Genomic DNA, 26,797 nt, shown 5'->3' with positions numbered 1-26,797 from the left:
TATAAATACAACCTCCTTAATTTTTGGCTCTGCTGCTTTATGCGGCAGAGCCTTTTCCTTTGTGTTGACAATAAAAAACAAAAATGCTATACTTGTTTTTACAAAATAAAATGGTAAGGGAGCAATATGAGCAAGCGTTTCAGAGTAATTACAGCGTTTTTATTTCCGTGCGCTGTTGTATTGATATATTTTTTCAGAGATCAGTTGATACATTCAGCACATTTACTGCCTGAATGTAAAATACATAAGTATACGGGGCTATGGTGTACGGGCTGCGGCAATACAAGGAGCGTTACTGCGCTTCTGCACGGTCAGCTGTGGCGCGCAGTAAGATGCAACCCTGCCATACCCTTTCTTGCTTTGACGGTGTTGCTGCTCTATGCAGAGAACGTCATAGGCATATGGAACAAAAGGGTAAAGCTGCTTCCGCGGAATAAGTGGATATGGTGGACGGTATTGGCGGTGTTCCTTGTTTTCTATATTATAAGGAATTTCTTTGATGTACTTGCACCGCCTCTTTAATAAAAAGGAATTTTTAGCCAGATAGTCAGGAAAATCTTTTTTGTACGGACGTTGATTTATTAAAATATGTATGATATAATAATAACATACTATTTTTTCGGAGTGTTAGAAATGAACAAATATAAAAAACTGGTCTTTAATACGGGTATTTTTGCTATAGGTACTTTTGGCTCAAAAATACTTGTTTTACTGCTTAATCGTCTTTATACAGCCAATTTAAGCTCTCACAACCTCGGAATAAAGGGACTCCTCGTCACAATGGCTCTGTTTTTGCAGCCAATCTTCACTTTTGCTTTGCAGGAGTATCTTATCCGTTTCGGACTTGACAAGGAATATGACAAACGTCAGGTGTTCAATACATCTGCTGGAATGACTACGGCAGGAATGCTGCTTATGGCGATAGCAATGCCGCTGCTTGCCGCAGTTCCTGCGCTGGACTTTGTTAAGGGGTATTCGCTGCTGCTTATAGTATACGTTATAACATCGTCTTTCCGTATGCTGTGTCAGCAGTTCGTCCGCGCACTTGATAAGGTAAAGCTTTTTTCCATAGACGGTATCTTTGCGGTGCTTACGCTGCTTATATTCAATGTTATATTCATTTCTATACTGCACTGGGGCGTAAAGGGCTTTATGCTTGCAACTATACTCTCAGACCTTTGCTCGGTAGTATTCCTCTATTCTGCCGCAAATCTGAAGAAATACACAGGCATACGCTACTTCAATAAGGAGCTTGCAGGAGAGATGCTAAGGTTTGCAGGTCCGTTTATCCCGACAATAGTAATGTGGACTATAACAAGCCTTTCAGACAGACTTTTCATCAATAAGATGCACAGCGATTACCATGAACTGGGAAAATCAGCTGTTGGTATCTACGACTGCGCAAACGTAATACCTAATCTCATCTCAATGGTATCGACTATTTTCTATCAGGCATGGAGTATGTCTGCCATAAACGAGAATTCCTCCGCAGACAGAAACAAGTTCTACGAAAAGGTATATTCCGCATATGAGGCAATGCTTTTCATTGCGTCCGCAGGACTTCTCCTCCTTATAAAGCCTGTAACGTCCATATTTATGGTATCGAGCACATATTCGGAGTATTCAACGGTATACCTCTATACGCCTATTCTGATCGTAGCAGTACTGTTTATGAGCCTTAATCAGTTCCTCGGCAGTATATACTCAGCTACGAAGCACCCGAAAAACTCATGTTATACGGCTCTTGCAGCCTGCATCGTAAATATCCCAATGAACTACTTCCTCATACCCATATGGGGCATAAACGGTGCGGCTATAGCAACTCTGCTCAGCTATCTTATCTGCTTCTGGGCACGTATAATAGATGCAAGATATTATGTACCGTTCCGTTTTAACGGAGTCAAGAATCTTGCAAATACAGCATTGCTTCTTCTCATGTGTGCTGTAATGATGACAGAGGTCAAGTACTATATATTCGGTGCGCTTGTTTTTGCCGCAGCTGTGGCAGCTATGAATTACAAGTCGCTGCTTATCACAGTAAACAAGCTTCTCAAGAGAAGCTGAAAAAACAAGGAACGCTGTCTCAGGCGTTCCTTGTTTATATAAGAATGTATTAAAATGAAGGAGGGCTATAAATATGCCGACACCACACAATAATGCAAAGAAAGGCGATATCGCTAAAACTGTTCTCATGCCCGGAGATCCTCTGAGAGCAAAATTCATCGCCGAGAATTACCTTGAGAACCCCGTCTGCTATAACGAGGTAAGAGGTATGCTTGGATATACGGGTACTTACAAGGGCGTTCCCGTATCCGTACAGGGCAGCGGCATGGGTATGCCGTCTATAGGTATCTATTCATGGGAGCTTTTCAACGAGTACGGCGTTGAGAATATAATCAGAGTAGGTACAGCAGGAGCTGTTGCAGACAGTGTTCAGCTTCGTGACGTAGTTATAGGAATGAGTGCAAGCACCAATTCCGCTTATGCTTCACAGTACAGACTTCCGGGCACTTATGCACCAACAGCTTCATGGAGCCTGCTTTCAGCGGCTGTAAAGGCAGCTGAGGCTAAGGGAAGCAGCTTCCATGTGGGAAATATACTTTCAAGCGATACATTCTACGATGATGCAGACAGCCTTGCCGACTGGCAGAAAATGAATGTGCTTGCCATAGAAATGGAAGCAGCTGCACTTTATATGAACGCTGCAAGAGCAGGGAAGAACGCACTGTGTATACTTACGGTGTCTGATTGTCCGCTGAAAGGACTTTCCACAACTGCTGAGGAGAGACAGACCACCTTCCGTGACATGATGGAGATAGCTCTTGAAACAGCTTATTCCCTTAAATAAAAAATTTAGGTAAATTTAAGATAACTTTAAGATTATTTTAAGGTTGGATTGGTATATTATTAGTGGATTAAGTAATCCCCCAATTCCCCTTCTATATTTATTCATTTCATTTTTCTTGGCTATGCTTCGTGCATAGCTTTTTACTTTATACGGAAAAATACGTAAAAAAACGCAGCGGTTTCGGTGCTAACGAAACAGCTGCGTCTTTTCATGGGGAAAGGGAAGAGGCTCAATCCTCGGTGGTTTTTCTTGATTTTTTAAATCTGGACTTCTGACCGAAGTTCAGAGATATCGTGAGTATCTTGTCTGATTTGAAAAGCTTTAATGCAAAGAACATCACGATAAGGAATATTACGAACTGATAGCCTAAACCAAGCCAGAACTCTGTTGTGTTTCCGAACATAAGGTTTGGTATCGAGGTAAATGTGTGAGTAAAAGGTATCGCATACACGATAAGCTTTGCGGCTAATGGAAGTGCGTTCACATCTGTGAATACAGATATGAGCCACGGTATCATTACCATCATCATTATCGGCAGGAGCATTGTCTGTGCCGACTTTGAGTCGTTGACAAGTGCGCCGAGGATAATTGATATTGCAAGGCATATCATAATTGTAAGGAAGAGCTGAACTCCTACCATTGCATAATCCATAGCGGAAAGGTTGAGTCCCAGCTGTCTGAAAGCTTCATCTGCGGATAAGGTCTTGGTAACTGCCTGCGTTATTCCCAGATCGCTTGTTACAGCACTTGTCATTCCTTTGGTGTATGTTGAGAAGCCAAACATCATTACGCCTGCGTTTATGAGAGCAACTATTGCTGCTGCAAGCATTTTGGCTGTTATAACAGATCCTCGTGTTACAGGGGTGGAAAGGAGAGTTTCGAGGGTCTTGTCTATCTTTTCATTTGATATCGAAGCGATGAGCGACTGTGAAGTAAGCATCAGGAGCACGAGAACGATGATAGGAAGTATCATATTCTGTGTTGATATCTTACCGAGTATAGTGCTGCTTGATACCTTTGCCGATTTGTCGGCTACAACTGTGTGATCTTCAACACTGAGCGGTGCTTCGATGATCTTGAGGTTTTCTTCCGAAACGCCCTGCTGATCTGCAAGCTCATAGGAGATATACGAATTTATAAGAGAAGTCGTACCATCTGTGCCGCCTGTAAAGCTGCTGAATGTTGAAGCAGACTTTATTTTATTTACAGATATCACCGAGGGCTTTTTGCCGTTTTTTAGTTCATCGGTAAAGCCTTTCGGGATAACTACAAAGCTTTTTATATCGCTGCCTTTCAATGCAGCTGCATAATCATCATTTGTGACTGATACGATAGTGACATTTGAACCTTTCTCTTTGAAAGACTCTATCATAGACTTTGTGTAGTTCGTATCATCAAGGTCACAGATATTGATCTTTGGATTGACCGCGTCCTCAGCTATCTCTTGTGTTACCGACTGCATGACGTTACCCATTATCATGAATATTGCCAGCGAGAATATCAAAGAGAATATCATCTGAGCGTTTATGAGCTCTGAAAGCTCTTTTTTCAGGAGGTTAATGAACTTCATTCTCATTCACCACCCTTTCAAATACTTCCTCGAGGTTAGGAGCGTTATAGCGTTCCTTGAGTTCGTCTGTACGGCCTGTTACCATGAGATGTCCCTTTGAGACTATACCCACGCGGTCGGAAACAAATTCGATCTCGAGCATATTGTGTGATGAGAGAAGGAAGGACATTCCTTCTTCCTCGGCGAGCTTTTTTATCATCTTGCGTATCTCGATAGCGTTTAGTACGTCAAGACCGCTTGTAGGCTCGTCAAGTATGGCAAGCTTGGGCTTTGTCATTACAGCCCTTGCCAGTAGAAGCTTGCGTATCATTCCTCGGCTGTAGCTTCCGATCTTATCGTTGAGCCTGTCGCCGAGTCCGCAGATATTCTTTGCACGTTCAACACAGGAATTTATCCCGTCGATATCGCTCGTGAAAAGACCTGCCATAAATATCAGGTACTTAATACCTGTCATCTGTTTATATGCACCTGCTTCGTCGGGGAGGTAAGTGATACATTCCCTGACCTTTTCAGGAGCTTTTATAATGCTGTGTCCTGCTACGACAGCGTCACCGTCGGTAGGCTTCAGCAGTGTTGAAATCATTCTTATAGTAGTAGTCTTGCCTGCGCCGTTAGGTCCGATGAGAGCAAATATCTCACCTTCGCCTATTTCAAAGGATATCTTGTCAACAGCAAGGACTTTGGTGTACTGCTTTGACAGTCCTTTTACTTCAAGAACATTTGCCAAGAATATCTCTCCTTATTAAATGGAGTCAAGTAGTGAAACTGTTACTTCTTCTACACTTGTATCATACCATAAATAGCCTCAAATGTCAATACAAAAAGTAGAATGTCGATAAGATTTTACAGTTTTTTAATAATAGTAAAATTTAGGCATTAAATTAAAACAATGAGGCAAAGTTTATTGTAACAGCTTACAGTTTCTATACGTGCCGTTTATGCAATATCATTATAGATTTCGATAATTTAGCTAAAATACTCATGGTAAAAAATATTATTATTTATACGGGCGGAAGGGGTTTCTTGACATTATACGATAAATTTGTTATACTGATTTTGATAGATATATGCAATTTTGTCAGACTTGGTAAGTGTTGTCCGTGCGCATAATTCCCGACGCGGGGAGCTTGCGCTTTTTTATTTGTCAGTTTTTGAGTGAAAGGCGGTGAATAGCGGATGAAGAGAGCTTTCAGAGCTGCGGCAGCGGCTTTTCTGACTTGTATTTTTGCTGCGGGAAGCTCTGTGGGTGTACTGAAAGCGGCTGCGGAGGCAAATGAGCCGTCAGCGGCTACGGCTGCGGCAATGGCTGAGGACTATTATCACATAGATGATAAGGACATGAATATGACCACATTCAGCGAATACTACGATCTTCACTCCGCTGATGTCCGTCCCGATGATGAGATATTTATAAAAGGAAGCAGCTTTGTTTCCGCTGAGAACGGAGATATCTCCGCAGGCAGCTTCACCGACAGCAGTGGCGATACCCGTAAAGATACATTATTATGGAACAGCCTGTCGGGCGAGGTGACCTATGATTTCGAGGTGGCTGAAAGCGGAGTGTACTGCCTTGAAGCAAGCTACTGCCCCATGATATCAAGCAGCTCCTCGATAGAGCTGAAAGTGGAGATAGACGGCGAGATACCCTACGATACGGCTTCAAGCCTTTATCTCAGTCAGGTCTGGGTAAACGAAAAGGATATTTACACCGACAGCCGCGGAAATCAGGTAAGACCGACACAGGTGCAGACAGAGATGTGGCAGAAGTGCTTTTTCGGCGACAGGAACGGACTTTTCAGCGAACCGCTGTTCTTCGCACTTGAAAAAGGTGAGCATACTCTTAAACTGAGTTCGGAACGCGCAAAGCTTGCTATCGAGAGCCTTTGTTTCAGAAATCCCGAAAAGCTGCCGTCCTACAGTGAGTATAAAGCCTCTGTGGGAGCGAACGTAACTCCCGAGAGTACTCCGTCCACAAGCTTTAAGATAGAGGGAGAAAAGGCTGTATACAAGTCAGACCCGACTCTCTATCCCACATATGACAATACAAGCTATCTTGCTTCGCCTTCAGACCCGTGCAAGGTAGTATACAATACCATAGGCAGCGGCAGCTGGCGAAAGGCATTGCAGTCGGCTGCATGGGATATACCTGCCGACAAGGTCTGCAGCGGCGGCTGGTATAAGATAGGCATAAAGGCTCGGCAGGATCAGATTCGCGGCTTCTGCTCGGCAAGACGAATTTACATTGACGGCGAAGTACCTTGCAGCGAGCTTGACAGCGTGAAGTTCCGCTACGATACGGACTGGTCGGTGGTAAGCCCAAAAAGTGAGGGAGACAATATCTTTGTATGGCTTGAGGGCGGTAAAGACCATACTATCACCCTTGAAGCTGTGCCCAGCGATATCAGCGAGTATCTGCGCAGGCTTGAAGCCGATGTGAACGAGCTCAATACCTATTACAGAAAGGTATTGATGATAACAGGTCCGACTCCCGATAAGTACACGGACTATTACGTACACGAGAAGATACCCGAATTAGTGGATAAATTCAGGAGCATTTCCGCGGAACTCAAAGACGTGCAGAAAGGTATAGAAAAGCTTTCTGAGTCAAGCGGCTCTGAGGCGGCTGCACTGGAAAATATGGCGGTAATACTGGATAAATGCGTTGATAAGCCGCTGAAGATACCGTCATATCTTTCACAGATAAAGGACAGCGTAACTTCACTGTCGGCGTGGATGAGGGATAACCGCGACCAGCCCCTTGAAGTGGACTATATCGAATTCGCAACCGCTGACCGCAGTTTTACAAGCTGTGAAGAAAAGCTTGGCAAGTCACTGAAATTCGGCTTTGATGCCTTTATCGGCTCTTTCTTTGAGGACTACACCACTCTTTCCGATGTTACGGGAGAGGACACAATAGAGGTGTGGGTATCACTTGGACGAGATCAGGCTCAGGTAGTCAAGGAAATGACAGAAAATCAGTTCACGCAGGAAACAGGCATACCTGTCTCGGTAAATCTTGTGACAGGCGGCGTGGTCGAGGCTTCGCTTGCAGGAAAAGGTCCTGATGTGGCACTTTTCCTCGGGGGAGAGTTCCCCGTAAACCTTGCCGCGCGTGATATGCTGGTGGATATAACGCAGTTTGACGACTATGAGGATGTAAAGCAGCGTTTCCAGAAAAATGCCATGACGCAGTACAGCTTCAACGGCGGCTGCTACGGACTGCCCATAAGTCAGAGCTTCCCTATGATGTTTTACCGAAAAGATGTGCTCACGGAGCTTGGATATACCTCTCCGCCTGAGACATGGGACAAGTTAATAGATATGCTGCCTGCGCTGCAAAGGAATTATATGTCGGTGGGACTTGTCCTGCCGCCGAATAATATTTCCCCTGCAACGGAAACGGGACATACCTTTGCAATGCTGATGCTGCAAAAGGGCATTAACTATTATAATGAGGAGCAGACAGCTTCTACCTTCAATTTCACCGAAGCAGTCCAGTCCTTTGAGGAGTGGACAGACTTCTATACGAAATACAGCTTCGAGCAGACCTATGATGCTTTCAGCAGGTTCAGAACAGGTGAGTATCCCTTAGTTATTGCCAATTACACCTTTTTCAATCAGCTTACGGCAGCATCTCCCGAAATAAGCGGTCTGTGGGACTTCTGTCCCGTACCTGCAACTGTAAGAGCGGACGGAACGGTCTCTCATGCGGCTAATTCCAACGGTGCAGGAGCTGTTATATTTAAAAAGGTAAAGAATAAGGAAAATGCATGGAAGTTCATCAAGTGGTTCACAGATACGGATACACAGGTGCAGTATGCATCGCAGATAGAGGGACTTCTCGGTACTATGGGACGTTTCGATACTGCAAACGTTGAAGCATTAGGACAGCTCTCATGGTCTGAGGACGAGCTTGCAAGGCTTCGCGCACAGCAGCAGGAGCTTGAGGAGATACCGATAATACCTGCGTCCTATGCTGTTACGAGAAATATAATGAACGCTTTCAGAGAAACTATCAATGAAAAGGCGAATCCCCGTGATACGCTTATATGGTACAACAGGGATATCAACGAGGAAATAACCCGAAAACGCAAAAATCTCGGTTTGGATTAAACGTTTGCTGAATACATGAATGGGATTCCAAAGGGACTTTGTTCCTTTGGTCAGGTCAAGGGCTGACAGCCCTTGCAGGGTTCGGGGCAGAGCCCTGAATACGACAGGCGCTTCGCAAAGGGTGAATTCAAAAACAGTCCGGTGGACTGTTTTTGAAGAGGGAACGCCTTGCAAGTGAAGGCGTTCCCTTAATGGGCGACGAAACGCCGCCCCTACAAAATAAGCTAAAGGCTAAACAGAAAGGAGTGTGAAAAATGGCTGTTTCAGCAGAAAATATCGGAAAACGTACCAAAAAAGAAAAGCGCAGTATGCTCTGGCGCGATGTTAAGAAAAACAAAGCCTGCTATGGCATGATAGCTCCGTTTATGATATTCTTTATCATATTTACTATAATCCCCGTAGTTATGTCGCTGCCTATGGGCTTTACCGATTTCAATATGGTGCAGCCGCCAAAATTTGTAGGACTTTCAAATTTCACCACACTCTTCCTTTCAGACAAGATTTTCATGAAGTCCATAAGAGTTACGCTGGTTTTCGCACTGTTTACAGGTCCGATAAGCTATGTACTGTGCTTTTTGCTGGCATGGCTCATAAACGAGATGCACCCGAAGCTGAAAACAGTTTTCACGCTCATATTCTATGCTCCGTCTATGGCTAATGTCTATACTGTGTGGCAGCTCATATTCAGCGGCGATATGAACGGATATGTGAACTCTTTCCTCATAAATCTCGGCATTATCAATTCGCCTGTGCAGTGGCTCACGGACGGAAGATACGTTCTCGGAGTTACCATAGTTGTACAGCTGTGGATATCTCTCGGAGCAGGCTTCCTTGCGCTCCGTGCAGGCTTTCAGAATATAGACCGCTCTATGTACGAGGCAGGTGCTATCGAGGGTATACGCACACGCTGGCAGGAGCTCATATACATAGTCATACCCTCAATGGGACCTCAGCTCATGTTTGCGGCTGTAATGCAGATAGTAAGCTCGTTTACCGCAGGTACAGTTGCACAGAACCTTGTTGGCTTCCCGAGTACGGACTATAAGGCTCATACAATTATGACACACGCATTTGATTACGGCTGGCAGCGTTTTGAAATGGGCTATGCCTCGGCAATATGCATGGTGCTTTTTGTTGCCATGTTCGCCTGCAACAAGCTCATAAACAAAGTGCTGGGCAAGTATATGGACTGAGGAGGCGAAGCTGTGGCACAGGTAAATACTGCGAAGCTTCACGCTTCCAACAGACAGGCAGGCAGAAAGATAGGCGGAAGTGTGGCTATATTCCTGCTTCTGGCTATACTCGGACTTTTTATGGCTCTGCCTATATATCTTACTATCGTTATGTCCATAAAGCCCGTAGAGGAGCTTTTCGTGTTCCCTCCGAAGCTTTATGCGGCTCGTCCTACCCTTGACAATTTCAGGGATATGTTCAGAGTACTGCATCAGAACCGTGTACCTTTTTCACGTTATGTGTTCAACAGCGTTTTTGTAACGGCAACAGTTACGGTATTGCAATGTTTTTTCTCTTCTATGGCTGCATTTGTACTGGCAAAGTGCAAGTTCCCCGGCGGAAAGATAATAAACGGCATAATCGTAGTTGCACTTCTCTATCAGAGCAACGTTATCTACATCATGCAGTATATAGTTATGGCGAAAATGCACATGATAGATACCTATATGGCACTTATTTTCCCTGCTATAGCCTCGCCTATGGGACTGTTCCTCATGCGCCAGTCTATAAGTCAGGTGCCCGATTCCATGATAGAAGCGGCAAAGGTGGATGGAGCAGGACTTTTCCGCATATGCTGGCAGGTGGTAATGCCAAACCAGAAGCCTGCGCTCATGACCCTTATCATATTCGCATTTCAGGGCGCATGGAATATCCAGACAGGCTCGGTTGTGTTCAGGGAAGAGTACAAGACCTTGCCTACGGTTGTAAGTCAGGCTGCGGCTTCGGGACTTGCAAGGGCAGGAGTTGCTATGGCAGCAGCCGTGTTCCTGCTGATACCGCCTATCGTCATATTTATGCTTGCACAGAGACAGGTCATTGAAACTATGGCTCATTCGGGCATTAAGGAGTAAGCCCTTAGCTTGTAGGGGCTGCCAGCTCTGCATATAGCATTGCCAGCCAAATCACAGATTTGGGGCACTGTTTATTTGGCAGTCCGTAATGATTATAAGATTTGCAGATGCTGCGCTGTAGGGGCGAGTTCCGCTCGCCCGCAAATAACAAACAGCAGTATGTAGGGGCGCACAGTGTGCGCCTACAAAGTTGAGAGTTGAAAGTGGAGAGTTGTGAGTTATGGAGTCGCCTATGGCAACATTATTTAAACAGAGCGAGCGCAGCGAACACATTAACTCTCGATTCTCAACTCTAAACTCTAAACTCACCCTATATAGGGTGGAGAAAGGAAGTGAAGCAAATGAAGTCAAAACTGAAAAGATGTATCACAGCAATGGCTGCATTTGCTGCACTTGCTTCTTTCGGAGCTTTCTCAGCAGCCGCAGGCGAGCCCTATGACTCCTATAACTATGACCGCTGGGGCGAGGCTGTGCCCTCGCAGGCAGGCTTTTCGGCTGAACGCTCGGTGTCGGGCTACGACTTGGGCGTTGGAGCTTTTGACAGTCCAAGCGATATATTCTGCGACCATGAACACATCTTTTATATCGCAGATACGGGAAACAACCGCATAGTGGCTGTTGATACGGATTTTGCCGACACTGTAAAGGTGTACGACAGCTTCACTATGCCCGACGGCTCGGAGACTACTCTCAATAAGCCTATGGGAGTGTATGTTTCCGCTGAAAATGACCTTATATACATTGCTGACAGCGACAATGCCCGTGTACTCATCTCCGATAAGGACGGAAATGTGCAGGGAACCATAACGAAGCCGACTTCCGAGGTGTACGACCAGAAAAGGACATTTCTGCCTCAGAGAGTCATTGCGGACAAGGCAGGTAATGTCTATGTAGTCCTCGGCAATATAACCACAGGTGCGGCAATGTTCGCTCCTGACGGCAGCTTTATGGGCTTTTACGGAGCTAACCGTGTTGAGCCTACTGCCGAAATAGTCAGCAACTACATAAGAAGCATATTCATGTCAGATGAGAAAAAAGCTCGCAGGACAAGGACTGTTCCCACTGGTATTACCAGCTTTGATATTGACGGAGACTTCATTTTTACCTGTACTTCGTCATCTACACAGACTACGGATACGGTCAAGAAGCTAAATGCCGCAGGAAAGAACATTTTTGCGGATCTTGAGCTTTCATTCGGCGACTACAAGCCTGTATACGATACTTCGCAGAACAAGGTGCTTTCGCCTGCTATTGTGGATATAGATGTGGCTGAGGACGGCTGTATAAACTGCCTTGATCTCACTACGGGCAGAGTTTTTCAGTATGATGAGGACTGCAACCTGCTTTTTATTACAGGTGCTATCGCAAAGCAGACAGGCGGCTTTGACCATGTATCAGCTATCGAGTCACTTGACAACGACCTCTATGTTCTTGACTCCTCAAAGGATACAGTTACTATTTTCAGAGAGACTTCTTTCGGAAAGGCAGTCCACAAGGCGGCTGCACTATATAATGCAGGATATTACGAGGAAGCTCTTGAACCGTGGCAGGACGTTCTCAAACGCGACGGTAATTATCACAGAGCCTATGTCGGTATAGCCTCCGCACTTCTCCGAAAGGGCGATTACAAGGGCGCGATGAAGTACGCAAAGCTCTCCGATGCAGGAGACATATACAATAAGGCTTTCGAGGGCTACCGCAGGGAGTTCCTGAGAGAGCATTTCACGGCTATAGCCGCAGGACTTGTTATACTTATAGCAGGAGCTGTAACTTACAGTAAGCTCAGAAAAAAACGCGGAAATAAAAAGCGGAAGGAGGAGCAGATATGATGGACCTTACTCAGAAGCAGTGGGTAAAGTATGCAGTAACTCACCCTTTTGAAGGCTTTGAGGATATGCGCTGGAAAAAGTCAGGCTCGCTGAAAATAGCCATGTGCATCATAGTCCTGCTCTTTTTCGGACAGATAGCCTACGGCAGACTTTACGGCGCACAGTTTTTCATAAGCAATGACAAGACCTTCAATATTATCCCGTATATTGTGCGGAGCTTCGTGCTTTTCGGCGCATGGGTGATAGGGAACTGGGCGGTGTGTACTCTCCTTGACGGTGAGGGCACTCTGAAAAACATCTGTATATACAGTGCCTACGCGCTTATACCCTATGTGGTGCAGCTTTATATAAATGTGGGACTTTCGCACATACTCATACGCGATGAATATATCTTCATGCAGGTAATAGAGATAATAGGGACGGGCTGGACGGTGCTGCTGCTGTTTTCGGCTGTGAAGTCGGTGCATCAGTATTCTCTCGGCAAGACCGTATTTGCGGTAGTTCTTACCATTGCCGCAATGCTCATAATGTTATTCCTGCTGGTTCTCTTTATGTCGCTGATACAGCAGGTATACATATTCATATCCACTATCTACACAGAGCTGTCCTACAGGACAAGAGTCTGAGGAGGCGGTGCAATGGTGAAAATAAAAAAGCTTTTGCTGTGCCTTCTTGCTGTGTCCTCTGTGACTATCTCAGGCAGGACTTTAGCTGCGGAAGATGATATTGAGTTATCTGCCGAGACTTCCGAAGCTGACGGTGAAGAAGCCGAAAAGGCTAAACGCTCGGAAACAGTGGAGAAAGCAGAGCTTTCCGCAGAGGACGCTGAGAAGTATCTGAAAAAGATAGGTTCTTCCGACGGCTATGACATCTACCGCAAGGATAAGGACTTCGATGATAAGCTGTGGGAGTCAGTCGGCGGAAAGCCCAAAAGCAAAAAGGACTATACCGATGAGCAGCAGCTGGTCGCTGATAAGATAGACGAGCTGAAAAAGCTCGGGGAGCTTGTTGCCATTGACACAAAAACGGGCAAAGCGGCAGCTTCATTCAAAAGCGGCAGCAAGTGCGATGACGGAAAGCTCTGGTTAAGCGATGCAGGCAGATTTTTCGTTATCACCGATGAAGAGGCAGAAAAGGTTATAAGAGTGAGACAGATAATATCTTCCCTTGACAGCAAATACGCATTTCTTTCTGCTGACGGAAAAACGCTGGAGCTTCTGCAAAAAGACCTGAAAAAGCCCGATATCTCTCTTTCATACAGCGGAAAAGAGGACGGCAAAAAGGTGTATAAGGCTGAAAGCGGCGAATTTGCGTGGCTCAATGCTGACGGCAGCCACTTCCTCGGCGTTTTCAGATACGGTGCGGAAAATGACAAGTTCCGCATGATAGTTGACGATAGAAGTGCCGTATTCGGCATTGAAAATAAGGAAACAGGCTATATTTGGTGGTCGTCGCCTCTTGAAGCAGCGCAGGACAAGACTGCCACATCGCTTCTTGCGGACGAACTCAGGTCATCGAATATGCTGAGATACGGTGTACCGCTTAGCCGCTCGGGAAATAATATGCTCAGGTCGGGCAGCGAGGGCGACTGCAAATTTGAGGTAAGCGATATCAAAGACGGCATACGTGTGGTCTATAACTACGAAAAGGCAGGCTTTAAGTACCCTGTGGAGTATACCCTTGAGGACGACCATTTAAAGGCAAGCGTCAAGGTGTCTGAGATAGAGGAGAGCAAAAACGCCAATATCGCTACGGAAATGACGGTGCTCGGCTGTTTCGGAGCAGCTTCCGATAAGGAGGAGGGCTATTTCGTTATTCCTGACGGAAGCGGTGCGCTGGTAAGGTTCAACAACAACCGCTCATTCCAGACGAACACCTATCAGCAGAGAGTCTACGGAAACGATGTTACGGCTGTCCCTCAGACTAAGGGAGCTGTTACGGAGCAGATATATCTGCCTGTTTACGGCGTAGTCAAGGAGGATAACGCTCTGCTTGCGGTTGCGGCTAAAGGCGACTCCAACGCTTATATCACCGCGAATGTGTCAAAGCAGTCCAACAGCAGCTATAACATATGCAGATTTACCTTTATTCTCCGTGCAATGGACAGCTTCTATATGTCGGGCAACAGCAATGAGCGATATACCGTATTTGAAAAGGGCGATATAAAGTCGGACGATATAGAGATGCTTTACTATCCTATCTCAAAAAAAGGTGCGGATTTTACAGATGTAGCTGCCCGTTACAGACAGTACCTTATGGAGGAGCAGGGAGTCACAAAAAAATGTACTGCTGACAGCTCCACCCTGTATCTTGGACTTTACGGCGGTACTATGAAAAAGAAGAATATCCTCGGCATACCCGTGAATATGAAAACTTCCGTCACCGATTATTCTCAGGCAGCTGATATCATCGGCGAGCTCAGTAACAAGGGCGTTGATGATATGGTCATATCCTACAGCAACTGGACCAATGACGGCATGAAGAACAAGGTGGACACCGATGCAGACCCGTCGGGAAAGCTGGGCGGCAAAAGCGATTTCAAGAAGCTAACCGACCTTATAGACAAAAACGGATATGCTCTTTATCCTGTTTCGGACAACAGGGATTTCCTTTCGGGCAACGGCTATTATTCATTTACCGATACGGCTGTGAGAGTTTCTGGAGCGTATTCACAGATAGTCAGCTATGACAAGGCTTACGGCATACCTGACGGCTTCCGAAAGAATATGTCCCTGCTTTCACCCGGCTATTACGGCAAGGTTTTCGGAGATATGGCAGACAGCTATTCAAAATCAGGACTTGACGGCGTATCACTTGCAAGTCTTACGACTTCGCTTTACGGAGACTACGGCAAGAAGAACATCTCCCGCGCCAAAGCCGAGAAAATACTGGCAGACAGCTACAGCAAGATAGATGATAAACTCAGCGGCGGCATACTTGCAGAGGGAGCAAATGCCTATGCACTGCCCTATGTGAGCTGTATAACCGATGTTCCCGACAGTTCGAGCAGATTTGATATGTTCGATGAGGATATACCGTTCTATCAGCTTGTGCTCCACGGACTCATACCATATTCTACAAAAGCTGTGAACGGCGATCCTGATCCCGAAAAGCTCATGCTCATGGCTGCGGCTACGGGAAGCAGTCTCAGCTTTGATATGATATACGAGGAGACCAGCAGCCTTAAAGATACTGAGTTTGACTGGCTTTATTATGCCGATCACAGATACTGGACGGATACTGCCGCAAAGTATCATACCCTTATCGAGCCTGTGCTGAGAAAGGTGTCGGACAGCTTCATCGAGGATTACAGCGTTGACGGAGATATAATAACAAGCGAATACGAAAACGGTACGGTCATAAAGGTGGATATGAAAAATCGCACTATCGACTGCGGAACCGTGCATATAGAGCTTTCGGAGGAAGGGGGAGACGGTAACTGATGAGCGGAAAAACAGAAGCTTCTGCGGAGAAAAAACGCCGCAGAATGTCATATGAGCGTAAAAAGTCGCTGTACGGCTATGGATTTATCGGTCTGTGGCTGGTAGGAACTGTTATTTTCTTCCTTATCCCTCTGGGCAAGTCCCTATGGTACTCATTCTGCGATGTTACGGTAGATCCGGGTTCACTGAAAACAAAATTCACAGGTCTCGGGAACTACTTTTCCGTAATTTCGGAAGATCCATATTATACAGAATACCTCGGTGATACTCTCCTTGAGGCATTATGGAAAACGCCGCTGATACTTATTTTCTCGCTGTTTATCGCGGTGATACTCAATCAGAAGTTCAGGGGCAGGACTCTTGCAAGAGCTGTTTTCTTCCTGCCCGTAATAATCGCTACAGGTCCTGTTTACAAAATAATCAGCGGTGATATGAGCTCTACGGGCAATTCGGGCGCACAGCAGTTCTCGACTATGTTTTCCACCGATCTTGTGGGAGAGCTTATGCAGTTTCTCGGCATATACGGCATCAGCGACAGAATGAGCAATATCATTTCGGCTGTAGCTGATAATATCTTCGGTATCGTCTGGAGCGCGGGAATACAGATACTGCTGTTCCTTGCGGCTTTGCAGAATATACCTTCATCTGCAAGAGAAGCAGCGCAGCTTGAGGGAGCTACTGCATGGGAGTATTTCTGGAAGATAACCTTTCCTTATGTGAGCCCGTTCATACTCGCAAATCTTATCTTTACCGTAATAGATTCGTTCACTAATCCTATGAACAGCGTTATGAACCGTATCGTATCAATGAAAAATCAGTGGGAATTCGGTGCGGCTTCGGCAATGGCGTGGATATATTTCGTCATAGTTCTTGCGGTGATATCTGTTATCGCAGCTGTAGTCGGACGGTTTATCTATTATGAGAACGACTGAGGAGGGGGATAAATGGACGATGTAACTGCTCCAAAGGCAGCAGGCTCCAAAGGAATGAGCCGAAAGGAAATGCGCAAAAAGCACATTGAGAATATGTCAGCGGAGGAAAGAGCCTATCTTCGCCGAAAGTCCGTAAAGGATAAGGTATGGCCGTTTTTCAGGTTCGTGATACTGGTTGGACTCAGCTTTGTTATACTGTATCCCCTTATTTATATGATAAGCTGTGCTTTCAGAGAAAGGGGAGACATGAGCGATCCTACTGTAATGTGGATTCCTCGGCATTATACTCTCGATATCATCAGAGAGACCATAGATGCAATGGACTTTTGGGAAACGCTGAAAAATACAGTGCTGCTGAATGTTGGCTGTTCGCTGGTGCAGGTGATTTCCTGCGCCATCACGGGATACGGCTTTGCAAGGTTTAAGTTCAAGGGCAAGAAGCTGCTTTTCGGCATAGTTATCCTTATGATACTTGTGCCGACGCAGGTAATAGCTCTGCCGCTGTATACTCAGTTCAGATACTTCGGTATCAAAGGACTGTTTTCGGTAAATCTCATTGACAGCAGACTTACCATGTATCTGCCTGCCATGACTGCAAACGGCATACGTGCAGGACTTATGATACTTATTTTCAGACAGTTCTTCAAGGGGCTTCCCCGTGAGCTTGAGGACGCGGCTTATATAGACGGCTGCGGACCTTTTATGACTTTCGTGAGAGTCATGGCTCCCAATGCGGCACCAGCTTTCCTGACAGTGTTCCTGTTCTCCGTTGTATGGTACTGGAACGATTATTATGTCAGCAACACATTCTTTACAGCTCCAAAGACCGTTGCGCTTATGCTTACAAATCTTGACAGCCAGCTAAAGATCAAGCTGTTCAACGATCCGTCGGTGCAGATAAGTCTGCGTGAGCAGATAGTATGGAAGGAAGCAGGCTGCCTGCTTTCAATAGCACCTGTTCTGCTTATGTATGTGTTCCTGCAAAAGCATTTTACCGAGGGCATAGAGCGTTCGGGCATAGTTGGCTGAACAAGCTCCGTCTTTCGTGGCCTTTAATGTGAAAATAAGGTCATGAAAGACGGATTTTTTTATTGACATCGGGCGAAAAACAGCGTATAATTGAAATATATTATTTGTTCGGAGCAAACCTATGAAAAAAATAATCAGACCTGCGGGTGTTTTTCTGAGAGCTGTTCCTCATTTTCTTGTATTTGAACTGATATTCAAGCTCATGCTCCTTGCCATAGGAACGCCTGTGCTTGCTCTTCTTCTCAAGCTTACGATGAAGCTTTCGGGAATACACTACCTTAATGATGAAAATCTACTTATCTATTTAAAGCATCCTGCGACGATTATCGTTATAATCGTCATGCTTTTCTTCTATGCCTTTTTCTCTTTTGTGGAGCTGTCTGCTCTTGCGGCCTGCTTCTCATGTTTCGAGAAAAAACAGCGTATCTTTACAGGCGGAATGTTCCGCACGGGCATACGTTCATTTGTAAAAGCGTTCAAGGGCTCGGGGATATTTGCTTTCCTCGGATATATGGCTGTCATGCCGCTGGCACAGTTCTCATTGTCGTCAGGTATGTTCATGGCACCGCTCATGCCTGTTCTGAAAAGGATATTCTCTTCCATGAACGGTGCTCTGGGTGTAGTTGCATACATATTGATACAGCTTCTTTTTATAATGCTTATCATAAGCGGCTGTTACAGTATCCATTACCTTATACTTACACGTTCTTCGTTCAGTGAGTGCTTGAAAAAGAGCAAGGAGAAGATGGAAGGTCAGCGTTTCAGCATGATATTCAAGCTCCTTGGCTTCAGCCTTATGGTAATGGTATTTATTGCTATCGCTACATTTGGTATAAGCTTCATTATCGTTTATGTTATCAAAGGTTTGAAAGCAAATGCAGCTTTTGGTATGTCGCTTAGGATACTGCGCTATGCTTGGAACGTATTTACAGCAATATCAGCATTTGTTTCCGCACCTGTGGTAATGAGCTGGCTCACCCATAAATTCATGAAGGATAACGAGGGCGAGACATTTGAACTACCAAACAAGAGAGAACATAAAATGCGTCTCAGACACAGTGCTGTTATAGTTGTTATACTTATTGCTTCTGCACTTGTTATGAACCTTTCTTACCTCAAAGCACTTTATCAGGGCAACGTGGACATTAATGTGGGCGTTCTTACACGTACACAGGTAACTGCACACAGAGGATTTTCTCACGTTGCACCCGAAAATACACTGCCTGCTTTTCAGGCGGCTATTGACAGCGGTGCCGACTATATCGAGCTTGATGTGCAGCTCACAGCAGACGATCAGCTTGTGGTATTCCATGATGAACTTTTAGACCGTACTACAAACGGACACGGAATGCTGAAAAACTTTACCTATGAGCAGATTCAGCAGCTCTCTGCCGGTTCATGGTTCGGCAAGGACGGAGAGTTTGATGATGTGAAGATACCGCTGTTCACAGAGGTGCTTGATCTTGTAGGCAATGATATCATGCTGAATATAGAGATAAAGCGTTCGGGAGAGCCCAAAAAGACCGCTGAACGTGTCGTTGAGCTCGTAAAGGAGTACGGCATAGCCAATTCCTGCTATATCACTTCTTTTTCCTATGACGCACTCAAAAAGGTAAAACAGCTCGATCCCAAAATAAAGACAGGGTATATAGCAAACCTGTCTACGGCTACATCTTACTCGCGTCTGCCGTATATAGACGCAGTAAGCATGAATTACCTCTTTGTAAATCAGAGCGTGGTCAATTCCGCTCACCACAACGGAAAGCGTATATTCGTCTGGACAGTTGACAGACAGAGCGAAGTGCAGCGTATGATGGCTCTCGGCGTAGACAATATAATTACCAACCGTCCAGATAAGGTTCTTGAAGTGGTTGATTCAAAGAAAGTCGGCGACACTGTGCTCACAGTGCTGAAATACATTTTCGGAAGCTGAGAGTTTTGGAAAGCTGGTTCGTCTAATAAATAGAAATGTCGATTTTTCATTGACATAATAAGCAATATAGGATATAATGTAACAGTGAATGTATTATTGCATTATTCAGAAAAAACAAGGAGGTCCGACGAAATGGGCAGTAAAAAGAGTCCCGAAACCACCGAAAAAGAAAAAACGGCGGTAAAGGCAACCAAGTCTGCTGATGAAAAGAGCAGCAGTAAAGAAAAGGCTAAAAAGCCTGATAAGGCAGCGGATACAGCAGTAGCTGCTGCGGCACCTGTGAAACCGTATTTTGCAGGAATAGACATTGTAAAGATACTTGCTGTATTTCTTGTAGTAAGTGTACACTTCTTCCTTTATAACGGTTTCTATTATGAACCTCTTACCAATTCCTCGGCTTTAGGACCGATAGCCTTCCGCTGGCTGGCTTATATATGCGTTCCGCTGTTTATGATAGCAACGGGGTACCTGATGAAGAACAAGACCTTCAGCGCAAAGTTCTATACGGGACTCATAAAAATAATCGTTATTTATATTTTTATAAGCATAATATGTATCAAGTTCAAGGAACACCACTTCCATGAGGAATTCACTGCATGGAAGACTCTCAAAGGATATATCGACCTTTATAACAATGCACAGTACGGATGGTACATAAATTATTATATTGCTATCTTCCTTGCTGTTCCTTTCCTTAATCTTGCTTTCAACGGCTGTAAGAACAATAAGCAGAAATTCGCACTCGTTTTAACGGTAACTATGCTGACCATAGTTGCAAGAAGCTTCTTCCTCGGATTTGAGAGAGATGACCAGATAAGAGCACTTCCTGATTACCTCAGCGGTGCATGGCCGCTTGCATATTACTTCACAGGTGCATTCTTACGTGACTGCCCTCCAAAGAGATGTGTACGCAACAAGCTTATAATCTTCGCTGTACTTTGCCTTGCTACATGGTTCATCACATACAGCACCTATAAGCAGTCAGTCGCTGATGAAATAAACGATCAGCACTTCCTTTCATGGCACTTCAACGACTACGGCACATATCCCGTATACATAATGGCAACTTGCGTGTTTATGCTCCTCTTTGACATAACCACCACAAACAAGGGTGTCAAGTTCGTTCTGAGACAGCTCTCAGGCGTAACTCTTTCGCTTTACATGATCTCCTATATCTTTGATAATATGTTCTACGGCGGCTGGCAGATGAACGAAACAAGCGTCCGTCATCAGGGCTTCTGTGAGAAGTATTTAGAGGTCGGCGACAGACTTGCTCACTGGTATGAGATAATACCTAAAGTATTCTTCTGCTCGCTCATATGCGCTATCATTATCCATAAGCTTTATGACGGTGCAGCATACCTCGTAAAGCAGGGAATTGAAGCTATAAAGGCAGAAAAGGCTGCAAGAGAAGAATAATTTATCAGTTCCCGTGGGCTATAAAACCTTCGGGAACTTTTGCAATTTTTCAGGGAGATAATAATAGTTAAAACAAAATTATCGTTCATTAAAAATTTACAAATACAATTTCTGTAAAACCTTGATTTCTCCCTATATATGTGATATAATTGATTACGTTGAGTGCGCTGGTATGCGCACTGACTGCAGAAGATATGCGTTGAAGCGGAAGGTTGCTGCCGGTATGGCAGGTAATTTCCGTGGAGTATGTCCGATTTTAAACCGGGCGATTGGGATATCGAACACAGTTTGTGGTTATTCTTCACGCAGCTTGCGTATGCGTGAACTATGCTCTTTTTGTGCTCAAATATTGCTAAGACCGCTCGGAAAACACCAGTTTTTCGAGTTTTTTTGTCAGATAAAGCATGAAACACACGGAAACGTGTGAATATCTCATATCTGCGTCCCCGTAATCAATTTCAAGGAGGCGAAAATAATGGCAGTCAACGAAAAGATCAGATTCAAGATCAAGGGTTACGATCACGCTACAGTTGATATTGCAGCAGCTAAGATCGTAGAGGCAGCTAAGAGAAGCGGTGCAAGAGTTTCAGGACCAATCCCGCTCCCTACAGATAAGGAAGTTGTTACTATCCTTCGTGCTGTACACAAGTACAAGGACAGCCGTGAGCAGTTCGAGATGAGAACTCACAAGAGACTCGTAGACGTTATCCGTCCTACAGAGAAGACAACAGCTGCTCTTGACAAGCTTGAGATCCCCGCAGGCGTAGACGTAGTAATGGAGGTTAAGTAATTAACCGATATCTCGCTTGAAACTACCGCTCGGGAAGCGGAATGACGGTGATCCGTCGGTCAAGTTGATGCGTAAATCATCAACCAATAACCTAACAGGAGGAAAAGAAAATGCAGAAAGGCATTATCGGCAAGAAGATCGGTATGACTCAGATCTTCGACGAAGCAGGAAAAGTTGTTCCTGTAACAGTAATTGAAGCCGGCCCATGTGTCGTTGTACAGAAGAAAACTGTAGAGAACGACGGTTATGCAGCTCTTCAGCTGGGCTATGGCGACGTAAAGGTACAGAGAGTAAACAAGCCAATGAAGGGTCACTTCGATAAGGCAGACGTTGCTTGCAAGAAGACACTCAAGGAGTTCAGACTTGCAGACTGTGATTCACTTAACGTAGGCGACATCATCAAGGCTGATACATTTGCTGTAGGCGACGCAATCGACGTTGTTGGTACAAGCAAAGGTAAGGGATTCGCTGGTGCAATCAAGAGACACAACCAGCACAGACTCAAGGAAACTCACGGTACAGGTCCTGTACACAGACAGGCTGGATCAATGGGTGCTTGTTCATCTCCTTCAAGAATTTATAAGGGCAAGGGCATGGCAGGTCACATGGGTGCAGAGCAGGTAACTGTTCAGAATCTCGAAATCGTTAAAATAGACGTTGAAAACAATCTTATCGCTATCAAGGGTGCTGTTCCAGGACCTAAGGGCGGTATCGTTTATATCGTTGACAGCGTAAAGGCTTAAGGAAGGAGGAAGCGTAAATGTCTACAATTTCAGTTTTTGATATGACAGGTAAGCAGGTTTCCGAGACAGAGCTTAATGATTCAGTATTCGGAATCACTCCCAACGAAGGTGTTATGCACGCTGCAGTTGTTAATTACCTCGCAAACCAGAGACAGGGCACACAGTCAACACTTACAAGAACAGAAGTAAGCGGTGGCGGCAGAAAGCCTTGGAGACAGAAGGGTACAGGTCACGCAAGACAGGGTTCAACTCGTGCTCCTCAGTGGGTACACGGTGGAATCGCACTTGGACCTAAGCCAAGAGATTACAGATACGAGCTTAACAAGAAGGTAAAGAGACTCGCTATGAAGTCTGCGCTTTCTACTAAGGTTATCGATAACAACATGATCGTTCTTGATGCTCTCACACTTGACAGCTACAAGACAAAGACAGTTGTTGAAATGCTCAAGGCTCTCGGCGTTGAGGGCAAGGCTCTTATCGTAACAGCAGAGGCTGATGCAAAGGTTATCAAGAGCGCAGCTAACATCCCAGGTGTTAAGACTGCTGCTGTAAATACACTTAATGTTTATGACATTCTCAACTATGACAAGTTCATCGTTGTTAAGAATGCAGTAGGAAAGATCGAGGAGGTGTACGCATAATGAAAACAGCTCAGGATATCATTCTTAAGCCTGTAATCACTGAGAAGTCAATGGACGATCTTCAGACAGGAAAGTACACCTTTAAGGTAGCTAAGGACGCTAACAAGTCCGAGATCAAGAAGGCTGTTGAAGAGCTCTTCGACGTTAAGGTTGCTAAGGTAAACACAATGAACTGCAACGGTCGCGCTAAGAGAGTCGGAAGATTCTTTGGCAAGACTCCTGATTGGAAGAAGGCTATCATCACTCTTACAGCAGAATCAAAGGCAATCGAGTTCTTCGAGGGCATGGTTTGATCTTATTATAAATAAGTAAGAGAGTTATGGGAGTAATGCTCCCGCAAAAAATGCATTAAAGGAGAAAAGTTAAAATGGCTATAAAGACTTATAAGCCTACGACACCTTCGAGACGTCAGATGACTGTAACTGACTACTCGGTTCTGTCAAAGGTTGAGCCGGAGAAGAGCCTTCTCGAACCAATGAAGAAGAAGTCGGGAAGAAACAGCTACGGCCGTATAACAGTTCGCCACAGAGGCGGCGGTAACAGAAGAAAGTACCGTGTAATAGATTTCAAGAGAGACAAGGACGATGTAATCGCAGTTGTTAAGACTCTTGAGTATGATCCAAACAGAAGCGCATTCATCGCACTCGTTGAGTATGAGGACGGCGAGAAGAGATACATTCTTGCTCCTAACGGACTCAAGGTAGGCGATAAGATCGAGTCAGGTGCTGAGGCTGATATCAAGCCAGGCAACGCACTCAAGCTTGCTGATATCCCTGTTGGTACATTTATCCACGCTATCGAGCTTTACCCAGGTAAAGGCGCACAGCTCGTAAGAAGTGCTGGTAACCAGGCACAGCTCATGGGTAAAGAAGACAAGTATGCACTTGTTAGACTTCCTTCAGGCGAAATGAGAAAAGTTCCGATCGACTGCAAGGCTGCTATCGGTCAGGTTTCAAACATTGATCACGAGAACGTTAACTACGGTAAGGCTGGTAGAGTCCGCAACATGGGCTGGAGACCTACTGTACGTGGTTCTGTCATGAACCCATGCGATCACCCACACGGTGGTGGTGAAGGTAAATCACCTGTCGGACGTCCGGGCCCTGTAACCCCATGGGGTAAGCCAGCACTCGGCTATAAGACACGTAAGAAGCATCACAGAACTGATAAGTTCATCGTAAAACGCCGCAACGGCAAATAATCTGAAAGGAGGAACTATTAAATGAGCAGAAGTATCAAGAAGGGTCCTTATGTCCAGGAAGTTCTCCTGAAGAGGGTCGTTGCAATGAACGAAGCAGGTGAAAAGAAGGTTCTCAAGACATGGAGCCGTTCTTCAACAATATTCCCTGATTTCGTAGGTCACACATTCGCTGTACACGATGGTCGTAAGCACGTTCCGGTATACGTTACAGAGGATATGGTAGGTCACAAGCTCGGTGAGTTTGCTCCTACAAGAACTTACAAGGGCCACGCAGGCTCAAAGACATCTAACAACGGTAAGAAATAAGCGGAAGGAGGAGCTCAGAGATGGAAGCAAGAGCTTATTTAAGAAATGCTCGTATATCACCCAGAAAGGTGCAGATCGTACTGGATCTTATCAGAAACAAGCCTGTTGATCTCGCTTTAGCTACTTTAGATCTTACTCCTAAGGCTGCAAGTCCTATCGTTGCAAAGCTTGTTAAGTCCGCTCAGGCAAACGCTGAAAACAACTTCAGCATGGACAAGGATAATCTCGTGGTTTCAGAGTGCTTCGTTACTCCAGGACCTATCATGAAGAGAATCATGCCGAGAGCACAGGGCAGAGCATATAGAATTTTAAAGAGAACTTCACACATCACAGTAGTTCTTAAGGAAAAAGAATAATCCCAAGGAGGTTTGAATAATGGGCCAGAAAGTTAATCCACACGGTCTTCGTGTCGGCGTTATAAAGGATTGGGATTCTCGTTGGTATGCAAACAAGTCTGATTTCGGCAATGCCCTCGTAGAGGATTACAACGTTCGTAACTACATCAAGAAGAGCCTGTATGCAGCAGGTGTTCCAAGAATCGAGATCGAGCGTTTTGCTGATAAGGTCAGAATCCACATCCACTGCGCTAAGCCAGGTATCGTAATCGGCAGAGGCGGCGCAGAGATCGAGAAGCTCAGAGCACAGCTCGAGAAGATGATGAACAAGCAGGTTTTCATCAACATCATTGAAGTTAAGCAGCCAGATATGGACAGCCAGCTCGTTGCTGAAAAGATCGCTCTTGACCTTGAGAATAGAGTATCTTTCAGAAGAGCTATGAAGCAGTCAATCGGCAGAACAATGCGTCTTGGCGCAAAGGGTATCAAGGTTAAGGTATCAGGCAGACTTGCCGGTGCTGAAATCGCAAGAAGCGAGAGCTACCACGAGGGTACAATCCCGCTCCAGACTATCCGTGCTGATATCGACTACGGTTTCGCTGAGGCTGATACAACATACGGTAAGCTTGGCGTTAAGGTTTGGATCTATAAGGGCGAAGTTCTCAAGGGCGATGCTGCTAAGGCTGCTGCTCAGAGAGAAAAGCTTGAGAGAAAGAACGATACAAGAAATAATGACCGCCGTCGCCGTGACGATAAGCGTGACGGAAACAACAACAACAGACGCGGCGGAAACAGAAATTTCAATCGTGACGCTAAAAGAGAAGGAGGTAATCAGTAATGCTTCTTCCAAAGAGAGTTAAGTACCGCAGAGTCCACAGAGGACGTCTTAAGGGTAAGGCATACAGAGGAAATAAGGTAACTTACGGTGATTTCGGTCTTCAGGCACTTGAGCCTGCTTGGATCACATCCAACCAGATCGAGTCTGCCCGTATCGCTATGACTCGTTACATCAAGAGAGGCGGTCAGGTTTGGATCAAGATATTCCCTGACAAGCCAATCACAGAAAAGCCAGCTGAAACACGAATGGGTTCAGGTAAGGGTTCACCGGAGTACTGGGTAGCAGTAGTTAAGCCAGGCCGTGTTCTTTTTGAGATCAAGGGCGTTGCTGAGGAAACTGCAAGAGAAGCTATGCGTCTTGCTATGCACAAGCTTCCTATCAAGTGTAAGTTCGTAACTAAAGCAGAGCAGGAGGTTGAGCAGTAATGAAGGCATCAGAAATCAGAGAAATGTCAGTTGATGAGCTCAACGAAAAGCTCACAAGCCTTAAGGAAGAGCTTTTTGCTCTTCGTTTCCAGCACGCTATCAATCAGCTGGATAATACAGCAAGACTCAAGGCTGTAAAAAAGGATATTGCACGCATCAAGACATCTCTGCGTGAGGCAGAGCTTGCTGCGCAGCAGTAAGAAAGGGAGGATTTAGCTAATGTCTACTGAGAGAAACCTTAGAAAAACAAGAGTAGGTAAGGTTGTAAGCGATAAGATGGATAAAACCGTCGTAGTTGCTATCGTTGATAACGTTAAA

General features: G+C 45.2%; 25 protein-coding genes and 1 pseudogene. 24 read left to right on the top strand and 2 right to left on the bottom strand.

What is annotated here, in order from left to right:
* The first annotated feature begins 204 nt into the window (after window positions 1-204).
* From QZZ41_RS02115 to deoD, 3 genes are all read left to right on the top strand, one after another.
* A complete protein-coding gene (locus QZZ41_RS02115; protein ID WP_295067454.1) occupies window positions 205-522 on the top strand; it encodes a DUF2752 domain-containing protein in 318 nt (105 codons plus the stop codon).
* 111 nt (window positions 523-633) lie between these two features.
* Entirely contained in the window at window positions 634-2,064 is a 1,431-nt protein-coding gene (locus QZZ41_RS02110) for a polysaccharide biosynthesis C-terminal domain-containing protein (protein ID WP_295067451.1), read from the top strand.
* Window positions 2,065-2,137: 73 nt separating this feature from the next.
* A complete protein-coding gene (gene deoD / locus QZZ41_RS02105; protein ID WP_074715824.1) occupies window positions 2,138-2,848 on the top strand; it encodes a purine-nucleoside phosphorylase in 711 nt (236 codons plus the stop codon).
* 229 nt (window positions 2,849-3,077) lie between these two features.
* Here deoD and QZZ41_RS02100 read toward each other — a convergent pair whose 3' ends face one another.
* Both QZZ41_RS02100 and QZZ41_RS02095 read right to left on the bottom strand, forming a co-directional pair.
* On the bottom strand, window positions 3,078-4,418 hold the full coding sequence (locus QZZ41_RS02100; RefSeq protein ID WP_295067446.1) for an ABC transporter permease: 1,341 nt from the start codon (window positions 4,416-4,418) through the stop codon (window positions 3,078-3,080).
* Window positions 4,405-5,145, bottom strand: a complete 741-nt coding sequence (locus tag QZZ41_RS02095; RefSeq protein WP_295066530.1) for an ABC transporter ATP-binding protein — start codon at window positions 5,143-5,145, stop codon at window positions 4,405-4,407. Before QZZ41_RS02095 ends, QZZ41_RS02100 begins: the two co-directional genes overlap by 14 nt.
* A gap of 449 nt (window positions 5,146-5,594) precedes the next feature.
* On the opposite strand from QZZ41_RS02095, the gene QZZ41_RS02090 reads away from it, so the two are divergent.
* The 21 genes and pseudogenes from QZZ41_RS02090 to QZZ41_RS01990 all read left to right on the top strand — a co-directional run.
* Window positions 5,595-8,531: an extracellular solute-binding protein gene (locus tag QZZ41_RS02090; protein ID WP_295067443.1), complete on the top strand. Its 2,937-nt coding sequence runs from the start codon at window positions 5,595-5,597 to the stop codon at window positions 8,529-8,531.
* A gap of 254 nt (window positions 8,532-8,785) precedes the next feature.
* Window positions 8,786-9,724: a carbohydrate ABC transporter permease gene (locus QZZ41_RS02085; RefSeq protein WP_081348161.1), complete on the top strand. Its 939-nt coding sequence runs from the start codon at window positions 8,786-8,788 to the stop codon at window positions 9,722-9,724.
* Window positions 9,725-9,736: 12 nt separating this feature from the next.
* Window positions 9,737-10,615, top strand: a complete 879-nt coding sequence (locus QZZ41_RS02080) for a carbohydrate ABC transporter permease (RefSeq protein ID WP_295067437.1) — start codon at window positions 9,737-9,739, stop codon at window positions 10,613-10,615.
* Window positions 10,616-10,956: 341 nt separating this feature from the next.
* Window positions 10,957-12,444, top strand: coding sequence for a hypothetical protein (locus tag QZZ41_RS02075; protein ID WP_295067434.1), 1,488 nt, complete (start codon window positions 10,957-10,959; stop codon window positions 12,442-12,444).
* Window positions 12,441-13,070: a Yip1 family protein gene (locus QZZ41_RS02070; RefSeq protein WP_295067430.1), complete on the top strand. Its 630-nt coding sequence runs from the start codon at window positions 12,441-12,443 to the stop codon at window positions 13,068-13,070. The genes QZZ41_RS02075 and QZZ41_RS02070 overlap by 4 nt, the downstream gene beginning before the upstream one ends.
* 12 nt (window positions 13,071-13,082) lie before the next feature.
* Entirely contained in the window at window positions 13,083-15,887 is a 2,805-nt protein-coding gene (locus tag QZZ41_RS02065) for a DUF5696 domain-containing protein (RefSeq protein ID WP_295067427.1), read from the top strand.
* Window positions 15,887-16,819, top strand: a complete 933-nt coding sequence (locus QZZ41_RS02060; protein WP_295067424.1) for a carbohydrate ABC transporter permease — start codon at window positions 15,887-15,889, stop codon at window positions 16,817-16,819. Before QZZ41_RS02065 ends, QZZ41_RS02060 begins: the two co-directional genes overlap by 1 nt.
* A 12-nt stretch (window positions 16,820-16,831) precedes the next feature.
* Window positions 16,832-17,848: a carbohydrate ABC transporter permease gene (locus QZZ41_RS02055; protein ID WP_295067422.1), complete on the top strand. Its 1,017-nt coding sequence runs from the start codon at window positions 16,832-16,834 to the stop codon at window positions 17,846-17,848.
* Between the two features lie 121 nt (window positions 17,849-17,969).
* On the top strand, window positions 17,970-19,781 hold the full coding sequence (locus QZZ41_RS02050) for a glycerophosphodiester phosphodiesterase family protein (RefSeq protein WP_295067418.1): 1,812 nt from the start codon (window positions 17,970-17,972) through the stop codon (window positions 19,779-19,781).
* A 132-nt stretch (window positions 19,782-19,913) separates the two neighbouring features.
* The gene (locus QZZ41_RS02045) at window positions 19,914-21,200 is read left to right on the top strand and encodes an acyltransferase family protein (RefSeq protein ID WP_295067415.1); all 1,287 of its coding nucleotides are present in this window, start codon (window positions 19,914-19,916) and stop codon (window positions 21,198-21,200) included.
* 475 nt (window positions 21,201-21,675) lie between these two features.
* On the top strand, window positions 21,676-21,990 hold the full coding sequence (gene rpsJ, locus QZZ41_RS02040) for a 30S ribosomal protein S10 (RefSeq protein WP_019680098.1): 315 nt from the start codon (window positions 21,676-21,678) through the stop codon (window positions 21,988-21,990).
* A 110-nt stretch (window positions 21,991-22,100) separates the two neighbouring features.
* On the top strand, window positions 22,101-22,733 hold the full coding sequence (gene rplC, locus QZZ41_RS02035) for a 50S ribosomal protein L3 (RefSeq protein WP_028517924.1): 633 nt from the start codon (window positions 22,101-22,103) through the stop codon (window positions 22,731-22,733).
* Window positions 22,734-22,750: 17 nt separating this feature from the next.
* On the top strand, window positions 22,751-23,374 hold the full coding sequence (gene rplD / locus QZZ41_RS02030; protein ID WP_028517925.1) for a 50S ribosomal protein L4: 624 nt from the start codon (window positions 22,751-22,753) through the stop codon (window positions 23,372-23,374).
* Window positions 23,374-23,667, top strand: coding sequence for a 50S ribosomal protein L23 (gene rplW, locus QZZ41_RS02025; protein ID WP_295067405.1), 294 nt, complete (start codon window positions 23,374-23,376; stop codon window positions 23,665-23,667). The genes rplD and rplW overlap by 1 nt, the downstream gene beginning before the upstream one ends.
* Before the next feature lie 74 nt (window positions 23,668-23,741).
* The gene (gene rplB, locus QZZ41_RS02020; protein ID WP_074715797.1) at window positions 23,742-24,575 is read left to right on the top strand and encodes a 50S ribosomal protein L2; all 834 of its coding nucleotides are present in this window, start codon (window positions 23,742-23,744) and stop codon (window positions 24,573-24,575) included.
* A 21-nt stretch (window positions 24,576-24,596) separates the two neighbouring features.
* On the top strand, window positions 24,597-24,881 hold the full coding sequence (gene rpsS, locus QZZ41_RS02015; RefSeq protein WP_009984992.1) for a 30S ribosomal protein S19: 285 nt from the start codon (window positions 24,597-24,599) through the stop codon (window positions 24,879-24,881).
* A gap of 20 nt (window positions 24,882-24,901) precedes the next feature.
* Window positions 24,902-25,237 carry a 50S ribosomal protein L22 gene (gene rplV, locus QZZ41_RS02010; RefSeq protein ID WP_019680104.1) on the top strand — a complete coding sequence of 112 codons (336 nt, stop codon included), beginning with the start codon at window positions 24,902-24,904 and terminating at the stop codon, window positions 25,235-25,237.
* A 19-nt stretch (window positions 25,238-25,256) separates the two neighbouring features.
* The gene (gene rpsC / locus QZZ41_RS02005) at window positions 25,257-26,054 is read left to right on the top strand and encodes a 30S ribosomal protein S3 (protein ID WP_295067398.1); all 798 of its coding nucleotides are present in this window, start codon (window positions 25,257-25,259) and stop codon (window positions 26,052-26,054) included.
* A complete protein-coding gene (gene rplP / locus QZZ41_RS02000) occupies window positions 26,054-26,479 on the top strand; it encodes a 50S ribosomal protein L16 (RefSeq protein ID WP_009984988.1) in 426 nt (141 codons plus the stop codon). The genes rpsC and rplP overlap by 1 nt, the downstream gene beginning before the upstream one ends.
* Window positions 26,479-26,679, top strand: coding sequence for a 50S ribosomal protein L29 (gene rpmC / locus QZZ41_RS01995; RefSeq protein WP_028517930.1), 201 nt, complete (start codon window positions 26,479-26,481; stop codon window positions 26,677-26,679). The genes rplP and rpmC overlap by 1 nt, the downstream gene beginning before the upstream one ends.
* A gap of 19 nt (window positions 26,680-26,698) precedes the next feature.
* Window positions 26,699-26,797: pseudogene (locus QZZ41_RS01990) on the top strand (30S ribosomal protein S17); the annotation flags it as partial.

Source organism: Ruminococcus sp. (assembly GCF_016283395.1).
This window is presented reverse-complemented; position numbering and strand designations above follow the sequence as displayed.